This is a genomic window from Bacillus sp. FSL R5-0654 (genome assembly GCF_038008745.1).
Lineage (GTDB): Bacteria > Bacillota > Bacilli > Bacillales > Bacillaceae > Bacillus > Bacillus safensis.
On the sequence record NZ_JBBOZV010000001.1, the window covers coordinates 1,001,037 to 1,018,961 of the forward strand.

The 17,925-nt window shown below is 40.6% G+C and carries 19 protein-coding genes; 9 read left to right on the top strand and 10 right to left on the bottom strand.

Annotated elements, in window-relative coordinates:
• Nucleotides 1–18: 18 nt before the first annotated feature.
• From NSS76_RS04865 to NSS76_RS04875, 3 genes are read right to left on the bottom strand one after another with little or no spacing between them, the layout of a single operon-like run.
• Nucleotides 19–309 carry a hypothetical protein gene (locus NSS76_RS04865; protein ID WP_024425288.1) on the bottom strand — a complete coding sequence of 97 codons (291 nt, stop codon included), beginning with the start codon at nucleotides 307–309 and terminating at the stop codon, nucleotides 19–21.
• The gene (locus NSS76_RS04870; RefSeq protein WP_024426591.1) at nucleotides 297–1,355 is read right to left on the bottom strand and encodes an anti-sigma factor; all 1,059 of its coding nucleotides are present in this window, start codon (nucleotides 1,353–1,355) and stop codon (nucleotides 297–299) included. Before NSS76_RS04870 ends, NSS76_RS04865 begins: the two co-directional genes overlap by 13 nt.
• On the bottom strand, nucleotides 1,348–1,839 hold the full coding sequence (locus tag NSS76_RS04875) for a sigma-70 family RNA polymerase sigma factor (RefSeq protein WP_024425287.1): 492 nt from the start codon (nucleotides 1,837–1,839) through the stop codon (nucleotides 1,348–1,350). Before NSS76_RS04875 ends, NSS76_RS04870 begins: the two co-directional genes overlap by 8 nt.
• A gap of 371 nt (nucleotides 1,840–2,210) precedes the next feature.
• Between NSS76_RS04875 and NSS76_RS04880 the strand changes: the two genes are divergently transcribed.
• Complete coding sequence (locus tag NSS76_RS04880) at nucleotides 2,211–2,813, top strand: lysophospholipid acyltransferase family protein (protein ID WP_270125582.1); 603 nt, start codon at nucleotides 2,211–2,213, stop codon at nucleotides 2,811–2,813.
• Between the two features lie 246 nt (nucleotides 2,814–3,059).
• On the opposite strand, the gene NSS76_RS04885 is transcribed toward NSS76_RS04880, so the two are convergent.
• Both NSS76_RS04885 and NSS76_RS04890 read right to left on the bottom strand, forming a co-directional pair.
• On the bottom strand, nucleotides 3,060–4,391 hold the full coding sequence (locus NSS76_RS04885; RefSeq protein ID WP_151039222.1) for a hemolysin family protein: 1,332 nt from the start codon (nucleotides 4,389–4,391) through the stop codon (nucleotides 3,060–3,062).
• Between the two features lie 58 nt (nucleotides 4,392–4,449).
• Nucleotides 4,450–4,890, bottom strand: a complete 441-nt coding sequence (locus NSS76_RS04890) for a MerR family transcriptional regulator (protein ID WP_073204506.1) — start codon at nucleotides 4,888–4,890, stop codon at nucleotides 4,450–4,452.
• Between the two features lie 337 nt (nucleotides 4,891–5,227).
• On the opposite strand from NSS76_RS04890, the gene NSS76_RS04895 reads away from it, so the two are divergent.
• Together NSS76_RS04895 and NSS76_RS04900 are read left to right on the top strand one after the other, a co-directional pair.
• Nucleotides 5,228–6,610, top strand: coding sequence for a hemolysin family protein (locus NSS76_RS04895; RefSeq protein ID WP_341081055.1), 1,383 nt, complete (start codon nucleotides 5,228–5,230; stop codon nucleotides 6,608–6,610).
• A gap of 89 nt (nucleotides 6,611–6,699) precedes the next feature.
• Nucleotides 6,700–7,092: a hypothetical protein gene (locus NSS76_RS04900; RefSeq protein ID WP_024425732.1), complete on the top strand. Its 393-nt coding sequence runs from the start codon at nucleotides 6,700–6,702 to the stop codon at nucleotides 7,090–7,092.
• Here the strand turns inward: NSS76_RS04900 and crcB (NSS76_RS04905) are convergent.
• The 3 genes from crcB (NSS76_RS04905) to NSS76_RS04915 are packed head-to-tail and all read right to left on the bottom strand — an operon-like array spanning nucleotide 7,089 to nucleotide 8,569.
• Nucleotides 7,089–7,451, bottom strand: coding sequence for a fluoride efflux transporter CrcB (crcB, locus tag NSS76_RS04905; RefSeq protein WP_044333775.1), 363 nt, complete (start codon nucleotides 7,449–7,451; stop codon nucleotides 7,089–7,091). The genes NSS76_RS04900 and crcB (NSS76_RS04905) overlap by 4 nt on opposite strands.
• Nucleotides 7,452–7,847 (bottom strand): fluoride efflux transporter CrcB, encoded by a 396-nt coding sequence (crcB, locus tag NSS76_RS04910; RefSeq protein ID WP_044333773.1) that lies wholly within the window; start codon nucleotides 7,845–7,847, stop codon nucleotides 7,452–7,454.
• Nucleotides 7,848–7,852: 5 nt separating this feature from the next.
• On the bottom strand, nucleotides 7,853–8,569 hold the full coding sequence (locus tag NSS76_RS04915) for a glycerophosphodiester phosphodiesterase (protein WP_073204510.1): 717 nt from the start codon (nucleotides 8,567–8,569) through the stop codon (nucleotides 7,853–7,855).
• 305 nt (nucleotides 8,570–8,874) lie between these two features.
• Here NSS76_RS04915 and NSS76_RS04920 point away from each other — a divergent pair, with 305 nt between their 5' ends.
• The 3 genes from NSS76_RS04920 to NSS76_RS04930 all read left to right on the top strand — a co-directional run bounded on the left by NSS76_RS04920 (nucleotide 8,875) and on the right by NSS76_RS04930 (nucleotide 10,990).
• Nucleotides 8,875–8,976, top strand: coding sequence for a YhdX family protein (locus NSS76_RS04920; protein WP_017360338.1), 102 nt, complete (start codon nucleotides 8,875–8,877; stop codon nucleotides 8,974–8,976).
• A 164-nt stretch (nucleotides 8,977–9,140) separates the two neighbouring features.
• The gene (locus NSS76_RS04925; protein WP_151039224.1) at nucleotides 9,141–10,229 is read left to right on the top strand and encodes a mechanosensitive ion channel family protein; all 1,089 of its coding nucleotides are present in this window, start codon (nucleotides 9,141–9,143) and stop codon (nucleotides 10,227–10,229) included.
• Between the two features lie 29 nt (nucleotides 10,230–10,258).
• On the top strand, nucleotides 10,259–10,990 hold the full coding sequence (locus tag NSS76_RS04930) for an NAD-dependent protein deacylase (RefSeq protein WP_372714003.1): 732 nt from the start codon (nucleotides 10,259–10,261) through the stop codon (nucleotides 10,988–10,990).
• 40 nt (nucleotides 10,991–11,030) lie between these two features.
• Here NSS76_RS04930 and NSS76_RS04935 read toward each other — a convergent pair whose 3' ends face one another.
• Complete coding sequence (locus NSS76_RS04935) at nucleotides 11,031–11,885, bottom strand: polysaccharide deacetylase family protein (protein ID WP_024425738.1); 855 nt, start codon at nucleotides 11,883–11,885, stop codon at nucleotides 11,031–11,033.
• A gap of 296 nt (nucleotides 11,886–12,181) precedes the next feature.
• On the opposite strand from NSS76_RS04935, the gene dat reads away from it, so the two are divergent.
• Nucleotides 12,182–13,039 (top strand): D-amino-acid transaminase, encoded by an 858-nt coding sequence (gene dat, locus NSS76_RS04940; RefSeq protein ID WP_185854207.1) that lies wholly within the window; start codon nucleotides 12,182–12,184, stop codon nucleotides 13,037–13,039.
• A gap of 46 nt (nucleotides 13,040–13,085) precedes the next feature.
• Here the strand turns inward: dat and NSS76_RS04945 are convergent, their stop codons facing one another.
• On the bottom strand, nucleotides 13,086–13,592 hold the full coding sequence (locus NSS76_RS04945) for a universal stress protein (protein WP_024425740.1): 507 nt from the start codon (nucleotides 13,590–13,592) through the stop codon (nucleotides 13,086–13,088).
• A gap of 556 nt (nucleotides 13,593–14,148) precedes the next feature.
• Here NSS76_RS04945 and NSS76_RS04950 point away from each other — a divergent pair.
• Nucleotides 14,149–15,906 carry an ABC transporter ATP-binding protein gene (locus NSS76_RS04950; protein ID WP_034282232.1) on the top strand — a complete coding sequence of 586 codons (1,758 nt, stop codon included), beginning with the start codon at nucleotides 14,149–14,151 and terminating at the stop codon, nucleotides 15,904–15,906.
• The gene (locus tag NSS76_RS04955) at nucleotides 15,903–17,918 is read left to right on the top strand and encodes an ABC transporter ATP-binding protein (protein WP_111927066.1); all 2,016 of its coding nucleotides are present in this window, start codon (nucleotides 15,903–15,905) and stop codon (nucleotides 17,916–17,918) included. The genes NSS76_RS04950 and NSS76_RS04955 overlap by 4 nt, the downstream gene beginning before the upstream one ends.
• Nucleotides 17,919–17,925: the final 7 nt, after the last annotated feature.

The following is a 17,925-nucleotide window of genomic DNA, read 5'->3' on the forward strand; positions in this document are numbered from 1 at the left end:
TTTGCTTTTGAGTGTTGATTAAAAACCTAACTGAAGATCGACATCGATTGATACGATGGCATAGACACAAACAATAACAAAGATATTCAGTACGACACCGAGGAAACCTGGACCCGTACGACCTTTTTTAATGAACAGTTCAATAATGCCAAATGGAACTGCGGCCATTGCAAAAGGAAGCATTTGAAAAGAATAAAATGTCACGTTGCTGATAATGGCGAGGTTTAGCATGAGCAGGGATAATATCGCTGTGCCGACAGAAATCCAGCCAAATACATTATGCTCTTTAAAAATTCTTACCAATTCCATAATTCCACCTCGCTCACTTTTGCCGTTTTAATGCGTTTTGTCTTTACAAATTTCTCAATTTCTTTAGAAGGTCCAGTGACCACAGAGCCATAAACGGTGACGCCATTTTGATCGATATAGCGTATACGATTAGACAGATCAAGATCAGGTCTGCCAGAGATCGTTGTTGCCCATGTCGGGTGCTGATTAACATAAGCAAGGGCATCTTTGAATTGATCTACCTCAGTTTTTGATGTGTGCTGAAGCTCTTTTAAAAATTCAGAGTCCTTCCCAGGAAAGCCGATTGGCCGCTGATTTCCACTTAATGAATCCTCTGTTTTAATCGCATTCCACAGCACTTTCATATCATATTTTTTAGCAAAGGAATAAATATCCTTTGGTGTGTAAGCTCTGTCATAGGATACATACACTTCACTTACTGTTCCTTCAGGAAGTTTGTCTAACGTAGTGAGTGTTTGTTTTTTTGAGGCATCTGCCTGCGCCGAAGGATGGGTAAAGAAACCCTCCGTTTCGCGTGCGCTGTCACCATAATAAGAGATAGTAGGCTGCTTTAATTTATCGAAAAACATCTCGATTTGTTCACTGCCAATGGCTTCTGTTTTATTGCCAATTTGCTTTTGCAGCTTCAATTCGGTGTTCATCCCAAAAAGCTTGACCTGACCTTTTAAATCCTTCATATCAATGGCCACGTTTGGTTTGGTCAAAGCGACGGTGACAGCGGCTGTTTCCATGAAGTGATTGCCTTTGCTCTCGGCTCCGCCAACGCCGTAATATAAATAACTTCCTAATGTACAAAGCGGTAAAATAATGAGTGTCGATATGACAGCAAGTACGGAAATACGTAAATATGACTTTCTTTTTCCGTATTGTAGAATGGCTTTTTGCTTCTCAGGACTGATGGAAAAATCTGTCCAATCCGAGTCGTTCAGTTCCTGGCTTAAGCGTTTTTCGTTTTCTTCAAGCTCTTCCTCAAACGCTATCATTTCTTCCTCATTCATCTCACCATTATTATATTGTTCCCATCGCTTGTTAAACTCTTCATTCATCATTAACACCTCTGTTGTAAAGTGCTTTTAGGCGCTGCCTTGCACGAAATAAAACACTTTTGAAATTTGCTTCAGTAATATTCATGACCTTGGATGCTTCCTTGTAATTTAGTTCTTTTAAATAATACAATGTCAACGCTTCCTTGTAGTTATCTGGAAGCTGCTCTAAATACATGGTAAGGACTTCCTTTATTTCAACCTGTTCAGCAGGGCTTTGTACAGACGTTTGTAAAAGACCGCCAATGAGGTCATCCGATATGGTCACTTCTTTTTTATGTTTCCTGACATAATCAATAAAAGCATTTCGTGCCACCTGAAATAACCAAGGTTTCACTTTGCTATGGTCGTAGGAATGAATATGTATATACGCACGCATAAAGGTTTCCTGCAATAAGTCTTCTGCCAAATGTTTGTCTTTTGTCATGGAGAGCAGAAACCTGTAAACATCGTTCATATACATTTGATAAATTTCATCGATCGTCACTGATTTTTCTCCCCTCTATGTTATACACGCATAAGAAAGGCATAAAGTTGCACGAAACTTCTCATTACCGTACATTACTCATTTCTTTCGCCGAATCAAAATCATTTCTCCTTATCATAGCGAAATTTGCATCATTTATAAAGTATTTTCAATAGAACAAATCAGGAAAAAACATCGAAAAACGACAAAATTGGACACAATTCCTATTCTATTCTCCCCTAAAACCTGGTGCTTGAATACAGGCAGAACGTTCATTTTTAAACGAAAAAAATAGGGAGGATTGGACTGTATACAAATTTTTAGTACCAGGTAATAAAAAATTTGTTATAATAGAGACAAATCCTTCATTCTTCAAACAAAGGAAGTGCACTATGTATAAATTTTCAGGCTATACCGTCAAACTATTATTTGGTCTCCGAGGTGGAATCAAAGTATATCAAAAAGAGAATCTGCCAACTGATCGGGGTTTTGTCATTGCTTGTACACATGAGGGTTTTGTGGATGTTCTTGCATTAGGCGCAGGAATTCTTCCGTTTGAGATCCACTACATGGCGAAAAAAGAATTGTTTGCAAATAAATGGATCGGTGGATTTTTAAAAAAGATTCATGCCTTTCCTGTTGATCGAGAGAATCCTGGGCCAAGCAGTATTAAAACGCCCATTAAATTATTAAAAGAGGGAAAGATCGTTGGGATTTTTCCAAGCGGAACACGTACAACAGAGGATGTTCCTCTAAAAAGAGGGGCGGTTACCATTGCGCAGCTCGGTAAAGCGCCAATTGTTCCAGCCGCATACAAAGGACCTTCAAATGCGAAAAGTCTTTTCAAAAAAGGGAAAATGCGCTTAATCATCGGTGAACCGATTGAGCTGTCTGAATTTGACCATCTGTCGCCAAAAGAAAGATTAGGTGCCATGACAGAAGTATTAAACACAAGAATCAAAGAGCTAGAAGCTCAATTAATGGAAAAGGCATAAGAAAAACGACCGCTTGCTTAGGCAAGGGTCGTTTCAGCGTGTAGACAAACCCTCGCATTCGGTGTCAGTCCTGCGTGCCGGTGCTCACGAATGCTCAATTCGCTCCGCTCCGGTACTCGTCCTTCCTAGACTTCAAAGGTTTTCTATCACGCTGAAAAAGAAGACAAAGGGCTAAAATAAAAATCATTTTAGCCCTTTGTCCACAATGTGAAACGCCCACTTGCTTAAGCAAGTGGGCGTTTTTTGTTACGAAGCGCCTTCTTCAGCTGCTTCTAATAATTGTTCATTTAACTTTTTTACCTCGATGTATGCCACATGGTGTCCATCGACTTCATTAATGATAAATTCATAGCCTTGTTCACGAATGGCGTCATTTTTCTCGACTTCATATTTCTGAGTAAGGAACCAGCCGCCGATTGTGTCGACCTCTTCATTATCAAGCTGTGTACCTAATAGCAGGTTGACTTGATCAACAAGGACCTTCCCATCAAAGATGTAATGGTCTTCTCCAAGTTTACGTACTTCATTGATTTCATCAATGTCGAACTCATCACGAATTTCACCAACGATTTCTTCAAGGATGTCTTCAACGGTCACAAGACCTGCTGTACCGCCATATTCATCTGATAAAATGGCCATGTGTACACGTTCACGCTGCATTTTGAGCAGTAAATCATGAACAGGAACCGTTTCAATCACATGAATAATCGGATTGACAAACTTTTCGATCGTATCGCTTGTAGAGCACTCACCGCTAATGCAGGCAGTGAGAACCTCTTTAATATTGAGAACACCGATAATGTTGTCTTTGTCGCCATCTTCAATTGGATAACGTGTATATTTCTCTACCTTTGTTACCTTCAGCATTTCCTCAATGGTAATATCATACGGAAAGCTGACAACTTCGGTACGAGGAATCATAATTTCTTTCGCCAGACGGTCATCAAATTCGAAAATTTTATTTACATATTTGAATTCAGACTGGTTAATCTCGCCGCTCTTATAGCTCTCTGATAAAATAATCCGCAATTCTTCTTCAGAGTGCGCCATGTCATGCTCAGATACTTGCTGAAGACCAAACGCTTTTGTTAACAAACGAGCAGAACCATTTAATACCCAAATGAACGGGAACATCACTTTGTAAAAGATCATCAGTGGTCTAGCAAATAGAAGAGATACTTGCTCCGCCTTTTGAATGGCGAGTGTTTTTGGTGCAAGCTCTCCAACGACAACGTGTAAAAACGTCATGATACTAAACGCAATAATAAAAGTGACAATAGAACTAGCTGATTGAGGAATGGACAGCTCTACAAAGAGCGGCGCAAGCATATGTGCAATTGTTTCTTCCCCTAACCAACCAATACCAAGGGCGGTAATGGTAATACCAAGCTGACAGGCTGATAGGTACTCATCAAGGTGAGTCGTTACATGCTTGACAGCAACTGCTGTTTTATTACCTTCTGCGATTAACTGATCAATTCTTGAGCTTCTTAAGCGAATGATCGCAAACTCTGATGCAACGAAAAACGCGGTTAAAGCTATAAGTAAAGCAACTATGAGTAAATTAACTATGTCCAATTAAGGCCTTCGTTCTGACTTTGAGAACGAAGGTAACACCTCCTGTTTAGTAAAAATTTTAACTTAACAGCAGTAAAAATGATTGGACAGCCGTCATTTTTTCAGGAGTAAGCTGCTCTTTTAGTTTTTCACGTTGTTCTGGCTGAAGCTGCTTACAACGTGCCAAAATGCGGTCCATATGCTCATTCATCCGATCGATATCAGAGGTTAAATGGACAAGTTCATCATAATCTTCCTTTTGAGAAGGGAATTGTTCATCTAATCTGGATTTGATGTCAGAAAGAGCCAATCTCTGCTGTTTGCAAAGAACGATTAATTGTAATCGTTTTAAAGCATATTCATCGTAATAACGATAATTTGAGCAAGATCTAACAGGCGAAAGCAAACCTAGATTTGTATAATAATCTACAGTTCGTTTCGTCACCTGTGCAATCTGTGCTAGTTCACCAATACGATACTTTTTCTCAGCCCCATCTGAACATCTCCTCCTAACCGTCACGTTATAGTTTATGAAAATAGTTTAATATAATTCTAGTCTGAAACACAAGTTAATTGTTCATATTTCCTGCCAATAAGAAGAAACAGAGGAGGATTTCCCTCGATTTAGTCAGTCATGTCAAAAACAGCATGATGATACAGGAATTTTCAGATTATTTATGGTAAGATAAAATGAATACCGTTTCATATATATGTAGAGAGGCGGAATTTTACGTGAACCGGAGGTGGTTAAGTGGGGCCCTCAAAGTCGTCTTATTTAATCAGTTAACCGTTTTGCAAAACATAACATCATCAATCAGGAGGTGACTCCTTGTTCTTCTAAGAAAGAGCAAGGTTAAATGGACGATATTGTTAATCTGAGTATAGTCGGTGTTTTGATTGCTTTAACAGCTTTCTTTGTTGCATCTGAATTTGCCATAGTAAAGGTGAGAAGTTCAAGAATTAATCAGCTTGTTGCCGAAGGGTCCAAAAAGGCCATCATGGCGAAAAAGGTGACATCAAGGCTAGATGAATATTTGTCAGCCTGTCAGCTCGGTATTACAGTGACATCCCTTGGTTTAGGGTGGATTGGTAAGCCGGCTGTGAAAGAACTTTTGGTTCGAGGTTTTGGTTTGACAAGCATTCCTGATTCAGCAATCAGCCTGATCTCAGCAACACTTGCGTTCTCTATTATTACCTTTTTGCATGTAGTTGTAGGTGAGCTTGCACCAAAAACGCTTGCCATTCAAAAGGCGGAAAAAATGACGCTATGGCTGTCAGGCCCGCTGCATGCATTTTATATCCTTATGTTCCCTTTCATTTATGTGTTAAACGGATCAGCACGTCTGCTAACTAAAATGATGGGCATCGATATGGGGTCTGAAAAAGAACATTCCCATTCTGAAGAGGAATTGAAGATTTTATTATCTGAGAGCTTAAAAAATGGGGAAATCAACCCATCAGAATATAATTATATGAACAAGATTTTCGATTTCGATAATCGAATTGCCAGAGAGATCATGGTACCGCGGAGAGAAATTTGTGCGATTCCAGAAGATATGCCGTTAGATGATATCCTCGCCATCATGACGCAGGAAAAGTATACACGTTTCCCTGTGTTTTCAGGAGATAAAGACCATGTCATCGGCATGCTGAACAAAAAGCAGCTCTTTGCAGATCTTGTGTATCAAGGTGAAAAAGATCAACTGAAAATTCAAGATTATATATATCCAGTGATTGAGGTTATCGACACGATTCCTATTCAAGAGCTTCTCGTCAAGATGCAGCGTGATAGAATGCATATGGCGATCTTAACTGACGAATATGGCGGAACGTCTGGACTTGTCACAACGGAAGATATTTTAGAAGAGATTGTCGGAGATATTCGAGATGAATTCGATGAAGATGAACAGCCAGTTATTCAAAAAAGAGCCGATCATCATTATGTTTTAGATGGCAAAGTGAGATTAGATGAAGTTCAAGATTTGATCGAGATCTCTTATCATGATGAGGAAATTGATACAATCGGCGGACTCATCTTAAAAGAGAATATTGATATCAGAGAAGGACAATCCGTCTATCTTGATGATATTCGAATGAAAGTGCTGGAAATGGATGGACGCTACGTTAAAAAGATCGATTTGAAAAAAGGCGTCACAACGTCAGAAAAAAGCAGTACACGCACTGGACTTGATATAAAGGAGCCGCTGCTAGTAAACGAAATGACCTTGAGCGAAAAATAAGCTCAAGGTTTTTTAGGTATTTAGTCTCTTTTGCACGAATGTATGTTCGGTATATAATAAGAACAAACGTTCGATAGAGGGGGATGGACATGCTTTGGTATGAAACAGCAAGTATCACGGAGAAAAAAACCTCAATGAAACGAATTGAGTTTCATTTAAAGAATTTCAAAAATTATCAAGCAGCAATCTTAAATATCGAAAGGCAGCTTGAAAAAAGAAGCCCGCATCATCTCGACCACATGACACGGAAAAAGTTAGAAGAGCAAAAAAATCAGTATGAACTCATCGTTGCTTGTATTGAAACGGCATTAAAAGAGTTGGACGAAATAGAGCAGCAGCTCATCGATTACAAATATTTTCGAGATTGGCGGATGGCAAAGTGTGCTATGGAAATTGGCTATAGTGAAAAAACACTCTTTTTGATGAAGCGCCAGCTCATGGATCAGCTGCTCATCAGCTTAGCCGCCATCACCAATATTTAAAGATGCTGTCCTATTTGATAAAACGCAGCAAAGAGACATAAAGATCCGATGATTGTGACCAATAAGTAGACAGCAAGTTGTCCAATTTGCCGCTCATGCAGCATGGCCGCAGCTTCTACACTAAATGTAGAGAAGGTTGTAAAACCACCGAAAAAACCAGTCCCAATGATCATAAGCAGCGGATCATTGTCAGTTACTGCACCTGTCAGTAAACCTAAACCGGCAGCGCCGAGTAAGTTGATGAGAATAATACTATACGGAAAACGAGTATGAAACTTGGTTTTCTGAATCGATTGACTGAGGAAAAATCGAAGGGCACTGCCCATCCCGCCGGCCACAGCTGTATAAAATACAATCATTTATCTGCTTCCTTTCGGCTGCTCATCTTGTTGAAAGAGGCGCTGAGCGGTGATCAGTCCACATAAGGCAGCGCCCACTCCAGCAATCACTGAGAGTACAATGTACATGATACTTGATGTGAACAGTCCATCCTGTAATAAGAGAACCGTTTCTTTAGAAAAAGTGGACATTGTCGTAAAACCACCGCAAAATCCTGTTCCGATCAAAGCAGCAAGATATTTTTTTCCTTTCCGAAACATAAAATAACCTGTTGAAAAGCCAAGAAGCAGACTGCCTGTCATGTTTTCAATCAGTGTTGCATAGGGGAATGTCTGGCTGACAACGGATTGGCTAAGTTCATATCTGCAAAGAGTACCAACCAATCCACCGATAAATACGGCGAGATATGCTTTCATTTACATCATTTCTCCTTTAGAAAAAATGGCGGGTGATCCGTCACCACTCCATCAATGGGGTATGTTTTCATCCTGTCGGCTGTTTTTTGATCTTTCACTGTCCATATAAAGACATCCATTCCAAATGAGTGGATGCGATCAATCCACCATCTGTTGATCATCGTTTTCTTCATATTAAGGCAATCCGCAAAGGAGCTGTACTCCGCTAATTTCCTTTTCGTCAGTTTGAAGGCAGAGGGTTTTATAATAAAAGCTGTTCGAAGAGAAGGGGCGTAAGCTTTGACTCTTTGAAGTGCATTGGCATCAAAAGATTGAACCATGATGTGACGAGAATAGGCAAACCGGTTGATGATGTCGACAACTGCCTTTTCAATCCCAATCTGCCGTTTTGGATGCTTGATCTCAATCAGTATCCCGACACGCTGACTGTATCTTTCAAGAATTTCCTGTAAGGTGGGAATTCGTTCGTTGGCGTACTGAGAATGAAACCAGCTTCCTGCATCCAGTTTCTTCAGCCGATCAAGTGTATAACCTTTCACTAAACCGCTTCCGTTACTCGTTCGATCAACAGTATCATCATGGATGACGGCTACGTGCTGATCCATTGTCAGCTGGACGTCCAACTCAATATAATCCGCACCCTGCTGAACGGCTAAATCAAATGCGGCGATTGTATTTTCTGGGGCAGCGCTTGAAGACCCTCTATGCGCGATAATATACACATGCTCCAGCTCCTGACATAAGTTCTGGTCTTATCATATCAAATTTTTGCAGTTTTTCCTTCTTTACTATATGGTACGAGGGAGAGCTGTATGTAATGGAACATGGCATATGGTGAGTAAGCATCGTGTATGAAAGGTGAAAAGTTGCAGGAATATCCCAAGCTCTTATTGAGTAAATCTGAACTACATCATTTTTTCTTCGATCAATTTTGTCCAAATCGTCAGCGTTCGTCAAAATATTAGTGCTTTCGTCATGTTGACTGAAAATTCTGATGTTTTATAATGATGAAAAGGAGGCGAGATGATTGGGTAAAGGGAGAATTAGAGTGGAAGAACGTATTAAGGCCGAAACGGATGCTGAAATGTTTAAAGCGACTCTCCTTGATCAGGCTCAGAAGAAAAAGTAGTTTGCTGCCCGTCGATATGTCTCTAGCCAAAATTTCATATTTGAACTTCATGCCTCGGGATCAGTCCCGAGGCTTTTTATGTAGAGGTCAGACATTTAAGAGAGGACATGAACGAAGGTTATATTATAAACTAGAGAGGATTGTTTTAAAGGAGAGAGACAGACATGTTTACACAAAAATGGCTGGATACATATTTTACAGTAGATATTGCGATCCAAATTGGTATTAGCCTTTGTATTTTATTGCTTTTTTTATTGCTTCGGAAAGTATTTACGAAGTATTTATTTCAGCTTCTGTTTAGGCTGACGAATCGGTCTAAAACGGAGGTCATTAACCAAATTGTTGTGGCATTTGAAAAACCAGCGAGGCTGTTTTTCGTGGCACTTGGTTTATATTTTGCGTTAAGACAGGCACCATACTTTGAGCATCATATGGATGTCATCATTAAATTGTATAGATCTTCTATTATATTGATGCTGACGTGGGGGCTTTGTAATTTAACCGCTGCATCTTCTTTCTTGTTTCAAAAGGTCAATTCGAAATTTGAATTAGATATGGATGATATTTTAGCACCATTTTTATCAAAGGTACTTCGCTTCATTATTATTGCACTGAGTATTAGTGTCATTGCACAAGAATTTAATTATGACGTAAATGGACTTGTGGCAGGTCTCGGTCTAGGTGGTCTAGCCTTTGCGCTCGCCGCTCAGGATACAGTGGCTAACTTTTTTGGAGGGATTGTCATCATTACAGAGAAGCCTTTTACGATGGGCGACTTTGTGGAGACACCAAGTGTTCTTGGGACTGTGGAGGACATTACATTTCGAAGTACAAGGTTTCGAACACCTGCTGAAGCCGTCGTGACCGTTCCGAATTCTACGCTTTCAAAGGAGCCAATCACAAACTGGACAAGAATGAATAAACGTCAGATTACGTTCTCTGTTCGCGTTTCCTACAATACACCAAAGGAAAACATTGATCAGTGTATTAAGCGTCTCAAACAGATGCTTCACGAGCATGATGGTGTGCATAAGGAGACAATCATGGTAAATCTCGATGTACTGGCAGACAGCTATTTGAACTTGTTTTTCAACTTTTACACAAACACGACAGCTTGGTCTGAAAACCTTGATATTAAGCAGGATATTAACTATCGCATCATAGATATTTTCCACGAGGAAGGGGTAGAATTTGCTTTCCCTGGTCAGGCCATTTATATGAAACAAAAAGGTGAGAAGCAGCTGGGTGAATAAAGGAGGAATGGTGTGTGGACCAAACAAAGGTGGATGTGTTAAGAGAGAAATTATCGCAGGCTTCACATATCACAGTACTCTCAGGTGCAGGTATGAGTACAGAATCGGGTATTCCTGATTTTAGATCAACGGGTGGTCTGTGGACAGAAGATACTTCCCGCATGGAGGCGATGAGCCGATCCTACTTTTTATCAAATCCTCATCAATTCTGGCCGAAATTTAAGGAATTGTTTCAGATGAAAATGAGTGGAGAATACGAGCCAAACAGCGGGCACACCTTTTTAGCCAGCCTTGAGCAACAAGGGAAGCATGTGGATATTTTCACCCAAAATATTGACGGCCTTCATAAAAAGGCGGGAAGCCAGCATGTATATGAACTCCATGGCTCCATTCAAACGGCCACTTGTCCATCGTGTCAGGCGGAATATGATCTGCCTTATTTATTAAAAGAAGAGGTGCCGGTCTGTCAAAGGGTTTCCTCAGACGGCAGTACGTGTGGACGTGTGCTAAAAACAGATGTTGTTCTTTTTGGAGATATGGTCAAACATCTTGATCAAGTGGAGACATCACTTCAGAAAACGGACATGCTGCTCGTCATGGGGACTTCTTTAGAAGTAGCGCCAGCAAGATATATTCCAGAGGATGCAGCCCATGATCCTTCCATCTTCATGGTGATGATGAACTTGAGTGAAACAGAATTCGATCCGCTTTTTGATCTTGTCTTTCATGAGCGGATTGGCGATCTCGTGAAAGCTTTATAAATCATTAATAAACCCGCATCCTAAAGGTGCGGGTTTTACTTTATTGCTGCAGCGGCTTCATTGTTTCATCAAGGACTTCAAATGTATAACCCTTTGCCTTTAGCTGCGTAATTAAGCTGCTTAAGTATTTTGCAGTCGCCGGCTGATCATGCATTAAGATGATTTTTGGTTCTTTTGGATATTTTGTCTCCAGCACTTGCAGCTGATTTAATACCTCTGGTACATATTTTGAGCTTTTATATTTCCAGTCAAGACTGTCAATGGTCCAGTCCCAGTAGACAAAGCCTTTTTGTTTTAAACGTGCTTTTTGCTGATCGGTTAAATTTGGGGTGCTGCCATAAGGTGTTCTCACAAGATGGGTATACTCACCTGTGACAGAAGCCAAAATGCGCTGATCTTCCTTCATCTCGTTAACAGGAGAATCTTTTTTTTGATAAAAGCGTTTCACATCATGGGTGATCCCATGAAGCCCTAATTGATGACCTTCTTGATGGAGTCTTTTCACAGCTGCCGGGTGTTCTTTAATCTGCGGTCCGAGCATAAAGAATGTGGCTTTCACTTGATGCGCTTTTAGCACATCTAACAGCTGATTTGAAGTCGCTGATGGACCATCATCAAAGGTTAAAAAGATCGTTTGATCCGTTATATGTTTATCTGAATTGATCTTAAAATGTGCATCTAATGTTTTCCGAGAAGCATCTTTTGCTTTCATACTAGTGCTTGTGTCTCTAAATTGACTGCTTGCAGATAATTTCGCCGGCTGATCTGCTGCCTGCATATTGGTTTTGGACATATCCCAAATAAAAAAGAGGATCAGTGTCAGGATGACAAAACCAATCGCCTTTGAGAGCAGCATTGTGTTTGAAGGTGTCTGTTTTTTTTTAACCCGTTGCATTACAATCGCTCCAATAAATCAAAAATTTGTGTCGAATCATGTAGTGGATTCTGTCTTTTTTCGCTGTTTTTTGTCGTGTTTATATGGAGTAAGTATACAGGAAAAAAGAGCCTATGAATATAGAAGATGCTAAAAAATTGGAATCTTTTTGGTTATCAATCTATATTTGTTACAATGAAAGGTTATCCATTTCATATGATGTGAAATAATTCTGAATAATCATTGAAACGAACCCATTTATCCGCTAAGATAGCATCAGATTCAACCATTATTGCAAAGCGAAGGGGAGATTCCATATGAAAATATTGTACAATGGAGATTTCATTGAAAAAAAGGATGCACATGTTGATATTGAGGACAGAGGCTATCAATTTGGTGACGGAGTCTATGAGGTCATCCGTGTATACAATGGTACTTTGTTTACGTTAAAGGAACATACAGAGCGTCTGTTCAAGAGTGCAAAGGAAATTGGCATTCATCTGCAAGGTACAGTATCAGATATGGAAGAAAAGTTACAACAGCTCGTCGCTCACAATCAATTAACAGATGGCGGTGTGTATATTCAAGTCACGCGGGGTGTCGCCCCTCGTAAACATCAATATAGTGATTCTCTTACTCCTCAAATCACGGCATATACGTTCCAGGTGAAAAAGCCTGTTCAAGAGCAGAAAGATGGGGCAAAGGCCATTTTATCTGAGGATCTTCGCTGGTTAAGATGTGATATCAAAAGCTTAAACCTTTTATATAACATCATGGAAAAGCAGAAAGCATCTGAAGCTGGTGCGTTTGAAGCAATCCTTGTGAGAGATGGTTTTGTGACCGAGGGAACCTCCTCGAATGTATATGCCGTGATTGATGGCGTGATTCGTACTCACCCTGCAAACAATCTCATTTTAAACGGCATTACTCGTAGAAAGCTGCTGGAGGTATGTGAGGAAGAAGGGTGTACTGTTGAAGAAACTCGTATAAGCAAAGAAGAACTGCTGCGCGCTCAGGAAATCTTCATCAGCTCGACGACAGCTGAAGTCATTCCGATTGTTGAAATAGATGGCGAGCCAGTAGGGGAAGGCGTTCCGGGCAAGCTGACAAAGCGCGTACAGGAAGGCTTCCAGCAAAAAATTAACCATGAAAGTGAAGCATCGATCTCTTCATAAATAAAAAAAGGCTGTAAACTAATGTTTACAGCCTTTTGTGATGCATTTATTTCACAATAAGCACAGGTATATCTGATTTTGTTGATAACTTTTCACTCACACTGCCAAACAGCATTTTTTTCAATCTGCTTTGGTCACGTGCTCCCATGACGATGAGGTCTGCTGATATTTCCTCCGCATATTCGATAATCGCTTCCGCTGGTTCTCCCTCTACAATTTCAATGGCAGCCTCAAACTGCTCCTCATTTAAAAGCATTCTTGCTTCCGCAACGACCTCTTCTGTATGGTCTTCAAAAATCAAGGGACTTTGCTGTTCGTCATGAGGTACATATACAGGGGGTGTTTGAAGATCTGCCGTACCGCCGCCGATATAAGCTCCGCCAGTCATTGGGCGCGGCACATCAAACACCTGTCTGTCTGTTTTGCCATCATGTGCATAGGTAACGGTCAGCTTGGCATGTAAGGTTTTAGCTAAAGCGATTGCCTTTTTTAATGCTTTCTTACTGTCTTCATGTCCATCAAACGCTACGACCATCCGATCAGCTTGAAACAATGTCCTCATTCCTTTCAAAAGGAGTCTTTACACTCATGGTATACCCGTTAATAGAAAAAGATACACATGAAGGAGAATGATTTTTGTTAGAAAATTTCATTTATTGAAAAATATTTATTGACAAAATAGTGACAGCCACTATAAGATAAAAAAAGATTCAAGAGCCAAAAGGAGGAAATGTCATGTGCAACATTGGAAGAATGAAATCAAACTGCATGAATGGGTTGATTCACGTGACAATTACACCTTCATTGGTCATGGAAAAGGAACTCGTCTGTTCCAATTGATCGGATGAATCAAGGCGTATGTTGCGTATTTGTCAACATGCGCCTTTTTACATGACGAAAAGAGGCGTACCAGCCAGCTGGTGGCCTCTTTTTTTGTTGAATTCATTTCGCATTTCGAAATAAAGGGATGAAAAACAACAAGTAAATGAAGAGGAGTGAAAGCATGTGAACATGCCAAAATCAAGACAAATGACAAAAGCTCAAAAAACGAAACAAGGTGACTTGCAGGAAAATTTAGAAAGCGGCTAGCTTGAAAAGGAGAGACAAACATGTTTTCAGTATTTGCGAAATTAGGCTGGTTCTTTAAACAAGAGTGGAGGCGTTATACGATTGCTATTACGCTCCTGCTAATTGTGAATGTGCTTGAAATGCTGCCGCCAAGATACCTTGGCCAGGCAGTTGATGACATTCGTTCTGGTCAATTTACAACATCCAGTATTGTGTTTTATGTGACCATTTTTTGCTTACTAGGTGTCGTCGTCTATACACTTACATATTTTTGGATGTATCAGTTATTTGGCGGCGCAAATGTCATGGAGCGTGTGATGCGTGGGAAACTGATGCGCCACTTGCTTAAGATGACGCCTACCTTTTATGAAAAGAAAAAAACCGGCAACTTAATGGCATTAGGTACAAACGACTTGAATGCTGTGGCCTTAACAACAGGCTTTGGCGTTCTGACCTTGGTTGATTCCACTGCTTATATGCTGATGATCTTCTTTACGATGGGGCTGACGATTAGCTGGAAATTAACCTTAATGGCGATTATTCCTATGCCGCTGATGGCGCTCTTGATTGCGTTTTATGGAAGCAAAATTCATGAGCGCTTTACAGTCGCTCAAGATGCATTTGGTGATATGAACGATCGCGTTCTTGAATCAGTGGCAGGTGTCCGGGTCATTCGGTCTTTTGTGCAGGAGAAACAAGATGTCGAACGCTTTCGAGAAATGACAGATGATGTATTTCAAAAAAACATGCGAGTGGCGATCATTGATTCTTTGTTTGAGCCGACAGTGAAATTACTTGTGGGGATCAGCTACTTAATCGGAATCGGCTACGGAGCCTATCTCGTGTTCCAAAGTGATTTAACCATTGGGGAGCTTGTTGCATTTAACGTCTATCTTGGCATGATGATCTGGCCAATGTTTGCGATCGGCGAATTGATTAATATTATGCAAAGAGGAAATGCGTCGTTAGACCGGTTAAATCATACACTCAGCTACAAGCCGGACGTAACAGATGCTGCTCAGCCGAAAACGTTACAAGAGCCTGGAGATATTGAGTTTGATCATGTGACATTCAGATATCCAACCTCATCTAAAGATAATCTCATTGATGTGTCCTTTACCGTTCGAAAGGGGCAGACGATTGGGATTACAGGCAAAACGGGAAGCGGCAAAACGACCATTGTCAAACAGCTTCTGCGCCAGTACCCGGCAGGTGATGGGCAAATCTTGCTATCAGGTGTTCCGATCCAAGACATTGAATTAGATCAGTTATTTCAATGGATCGGATATGTACCGCAGGATCATATACTTTTCTCAAAAAGCGTGGAACAGAATATGCGCTTTGGTCATCGTGACGCGAAACAAGATGAGTTAGCACAAGCAATCAAAGATGCTTACTTTGAAAAGGATTTACGCCTTTTACCAGAGGGTCTGGAAACTATGGTTGGGGAAAAAGGTGTGGCGCTGTCAGGCGGACAAAAACAGCGAATATCCATTGCACGTGCTTTATTAATTGATCCAGACATTTTAATTCTGGATGACTCATTGTCTGCGGTAGATGCAAAAACAGAAACCGCTATCCTAGAAAATCTAAGGCAAAACCGTCATGGCAAAACGACGTTTATTACAACTCATCGCCTATCAGCTGTTGAACATGCCGATCTCATTCTTGTTATGGAAGAAGGGCGCATTGTCCAAAAGGGCACCCACAACGAGCTCATCCAGCAGGATGGGTGGTACAAAGAACAATTTTTGCGTCAGCAGCTAACAAATCAGCTGGAAGGAGGGGATGAGGCATGACAACAGGAAGAAGACTCCTTGCCTACGCACTCCTATATAAGAAAGTATTGTCTGTTGCCTTAATCTTTCTGATGATTGCAGTTGGTGCTGAGCTGACAGGGCCGTTTATTGGGAAGAAAATGATTGATGATCATATTTTAGGTGTAGAAAAACCGTATGTCGAGGTCAATGAAAAGACAGACAAAACCGTTTATTACCAGGGAAATAACTATATACGAAGCGATCGATTAAATAATGGAATGGATTCTGGAAAGCAAATCAATGTAGTGCAAGTCGGGTTCGGTTACTATTTTGTGAATGAGCCGATTCGTTTTGATGGAAACAGAAAAATATCGGGAGATCAGCTCACCATTGATAATGGGAACGAGCGTGAGACATATGAGGTACAGCGTTTATCAAAAGAGGAGATTTTCGCTTTTTATCAGCCAGAAATCAGTGGTTTGGTGCAGCTTGTTCTATTTTATCTAGGACTGCTCATCGTTGCGATTTTCTTTCAGTATGGGCAGCATTATTTGCTCCAGAGGATTGCAAATCGAATTATTCAAAAAATGAGGGTAGACGTATTTGAGCACATCCAAACGCTGCCGATCCGCTATTTTGATAATTTACCGGCTGGAAAGGTTGTCGCAAGGATAACAAATGACACGGAAACCATTCGTGATTTATATGTAACAGTCCTTGCAAATTTCGTGACAAGTGCTATTTACATGATTGGGATTTACATTGCCATGTTTTTATTAAATGTGAAGCTGGCACTCATCTGTTTGGTCGCTGTACCGATTATTTTCCTATGGTCGATGACTTATAGAAAGTTTGCATCGGTGTACAATCACCGCATTCGTTCGATCATCAGTGAAATCAATGCCAAACTAAATGAAGCCATTCAAGGGATGACAATCATTCAAGCCTTTCGTCATGAAAAAGCGACGCAGGAGGAATTTGATGAGCTGAACAACAATCACTTTCGATATCAGCGAAAGATGCTGCATTTAAATTCACTTCTTTCACATAACTTGGTTAATTTGCTGCGAAATTTAGCATATGTGGCGCTCATTTGGTATTTTGGTGGTGCTTCGCTAAGTGCGACAGGCATTGTGTCTATTGGTGTGCTCTATGCGTTTGTCGATTATTTAAATCGATTGTTCCAGCCGATTACAGGCATTGTGAATCAGTTCTCTAGGTTGGAATTAGCAAGGGTTTCATCAGAAAGGGTTTTCCGATTATTAGATGAACCAGGAACAGAAGTGGAAGAACCTGTTCAGAAGAAGCTGGAGGGACACGTTCAGTTCAAAGATGTCACCTTTGCTTATAATGAAGGGAAAAATGTCTTAAAGAACATTACGTTTGAAGCGAAGAAAGGTCAAACGGTTGCACTTGTGGGGCATACTGGTTCTGGGAAAAGCTCGATCATGAACTTGCTGCTGCGTTTTTATGACATTCAGCAAGGAGACATTCTCATAGATGGCGAAAGCATTTATGATCAGTCGCGTCAAACGCTGCGTAAACAAATGGGCATTGTGCTGCAAGACCCGTATTTATTTTCTGGAACGATTGCCTCCAATGTGAGCTTAGGGAATGAAGACATCAAAAGAGAAACGATTGAATCCTCATTAAAGCAAGTAGGTGCCGCAGAGTTATTGAAGCACCTGCCAGAAGGCTTTGATGAACCAGTCGTTGAAAAGGGAAGCACCCTTTCCTCAGGGGAACGTCAGTTGATTTCATTTGCGCGCGCATTGGCGTACGATCCAGCGATTTTAATTTTAGATGAAGCCACCGCGAACATTGATACAGAAACAGAAGCGATCATTCAGCGGGCGCTTGATGTAGTTAAAGAAGGACGAACAACTTTTGTGATCGCTCACCGATTATCCACTATTAAAAAAGCCGATATGATCTTGGTGTTAGAAAAAGGTGAAATCGTCGAGCGTGGCAGTCATGAACAACTCATGCAGCAAGAAGGGCTGTATGCACAAATGTATGAACTGCAAAAAGGTGCTGTTGCAAACAGCTGATGAATAG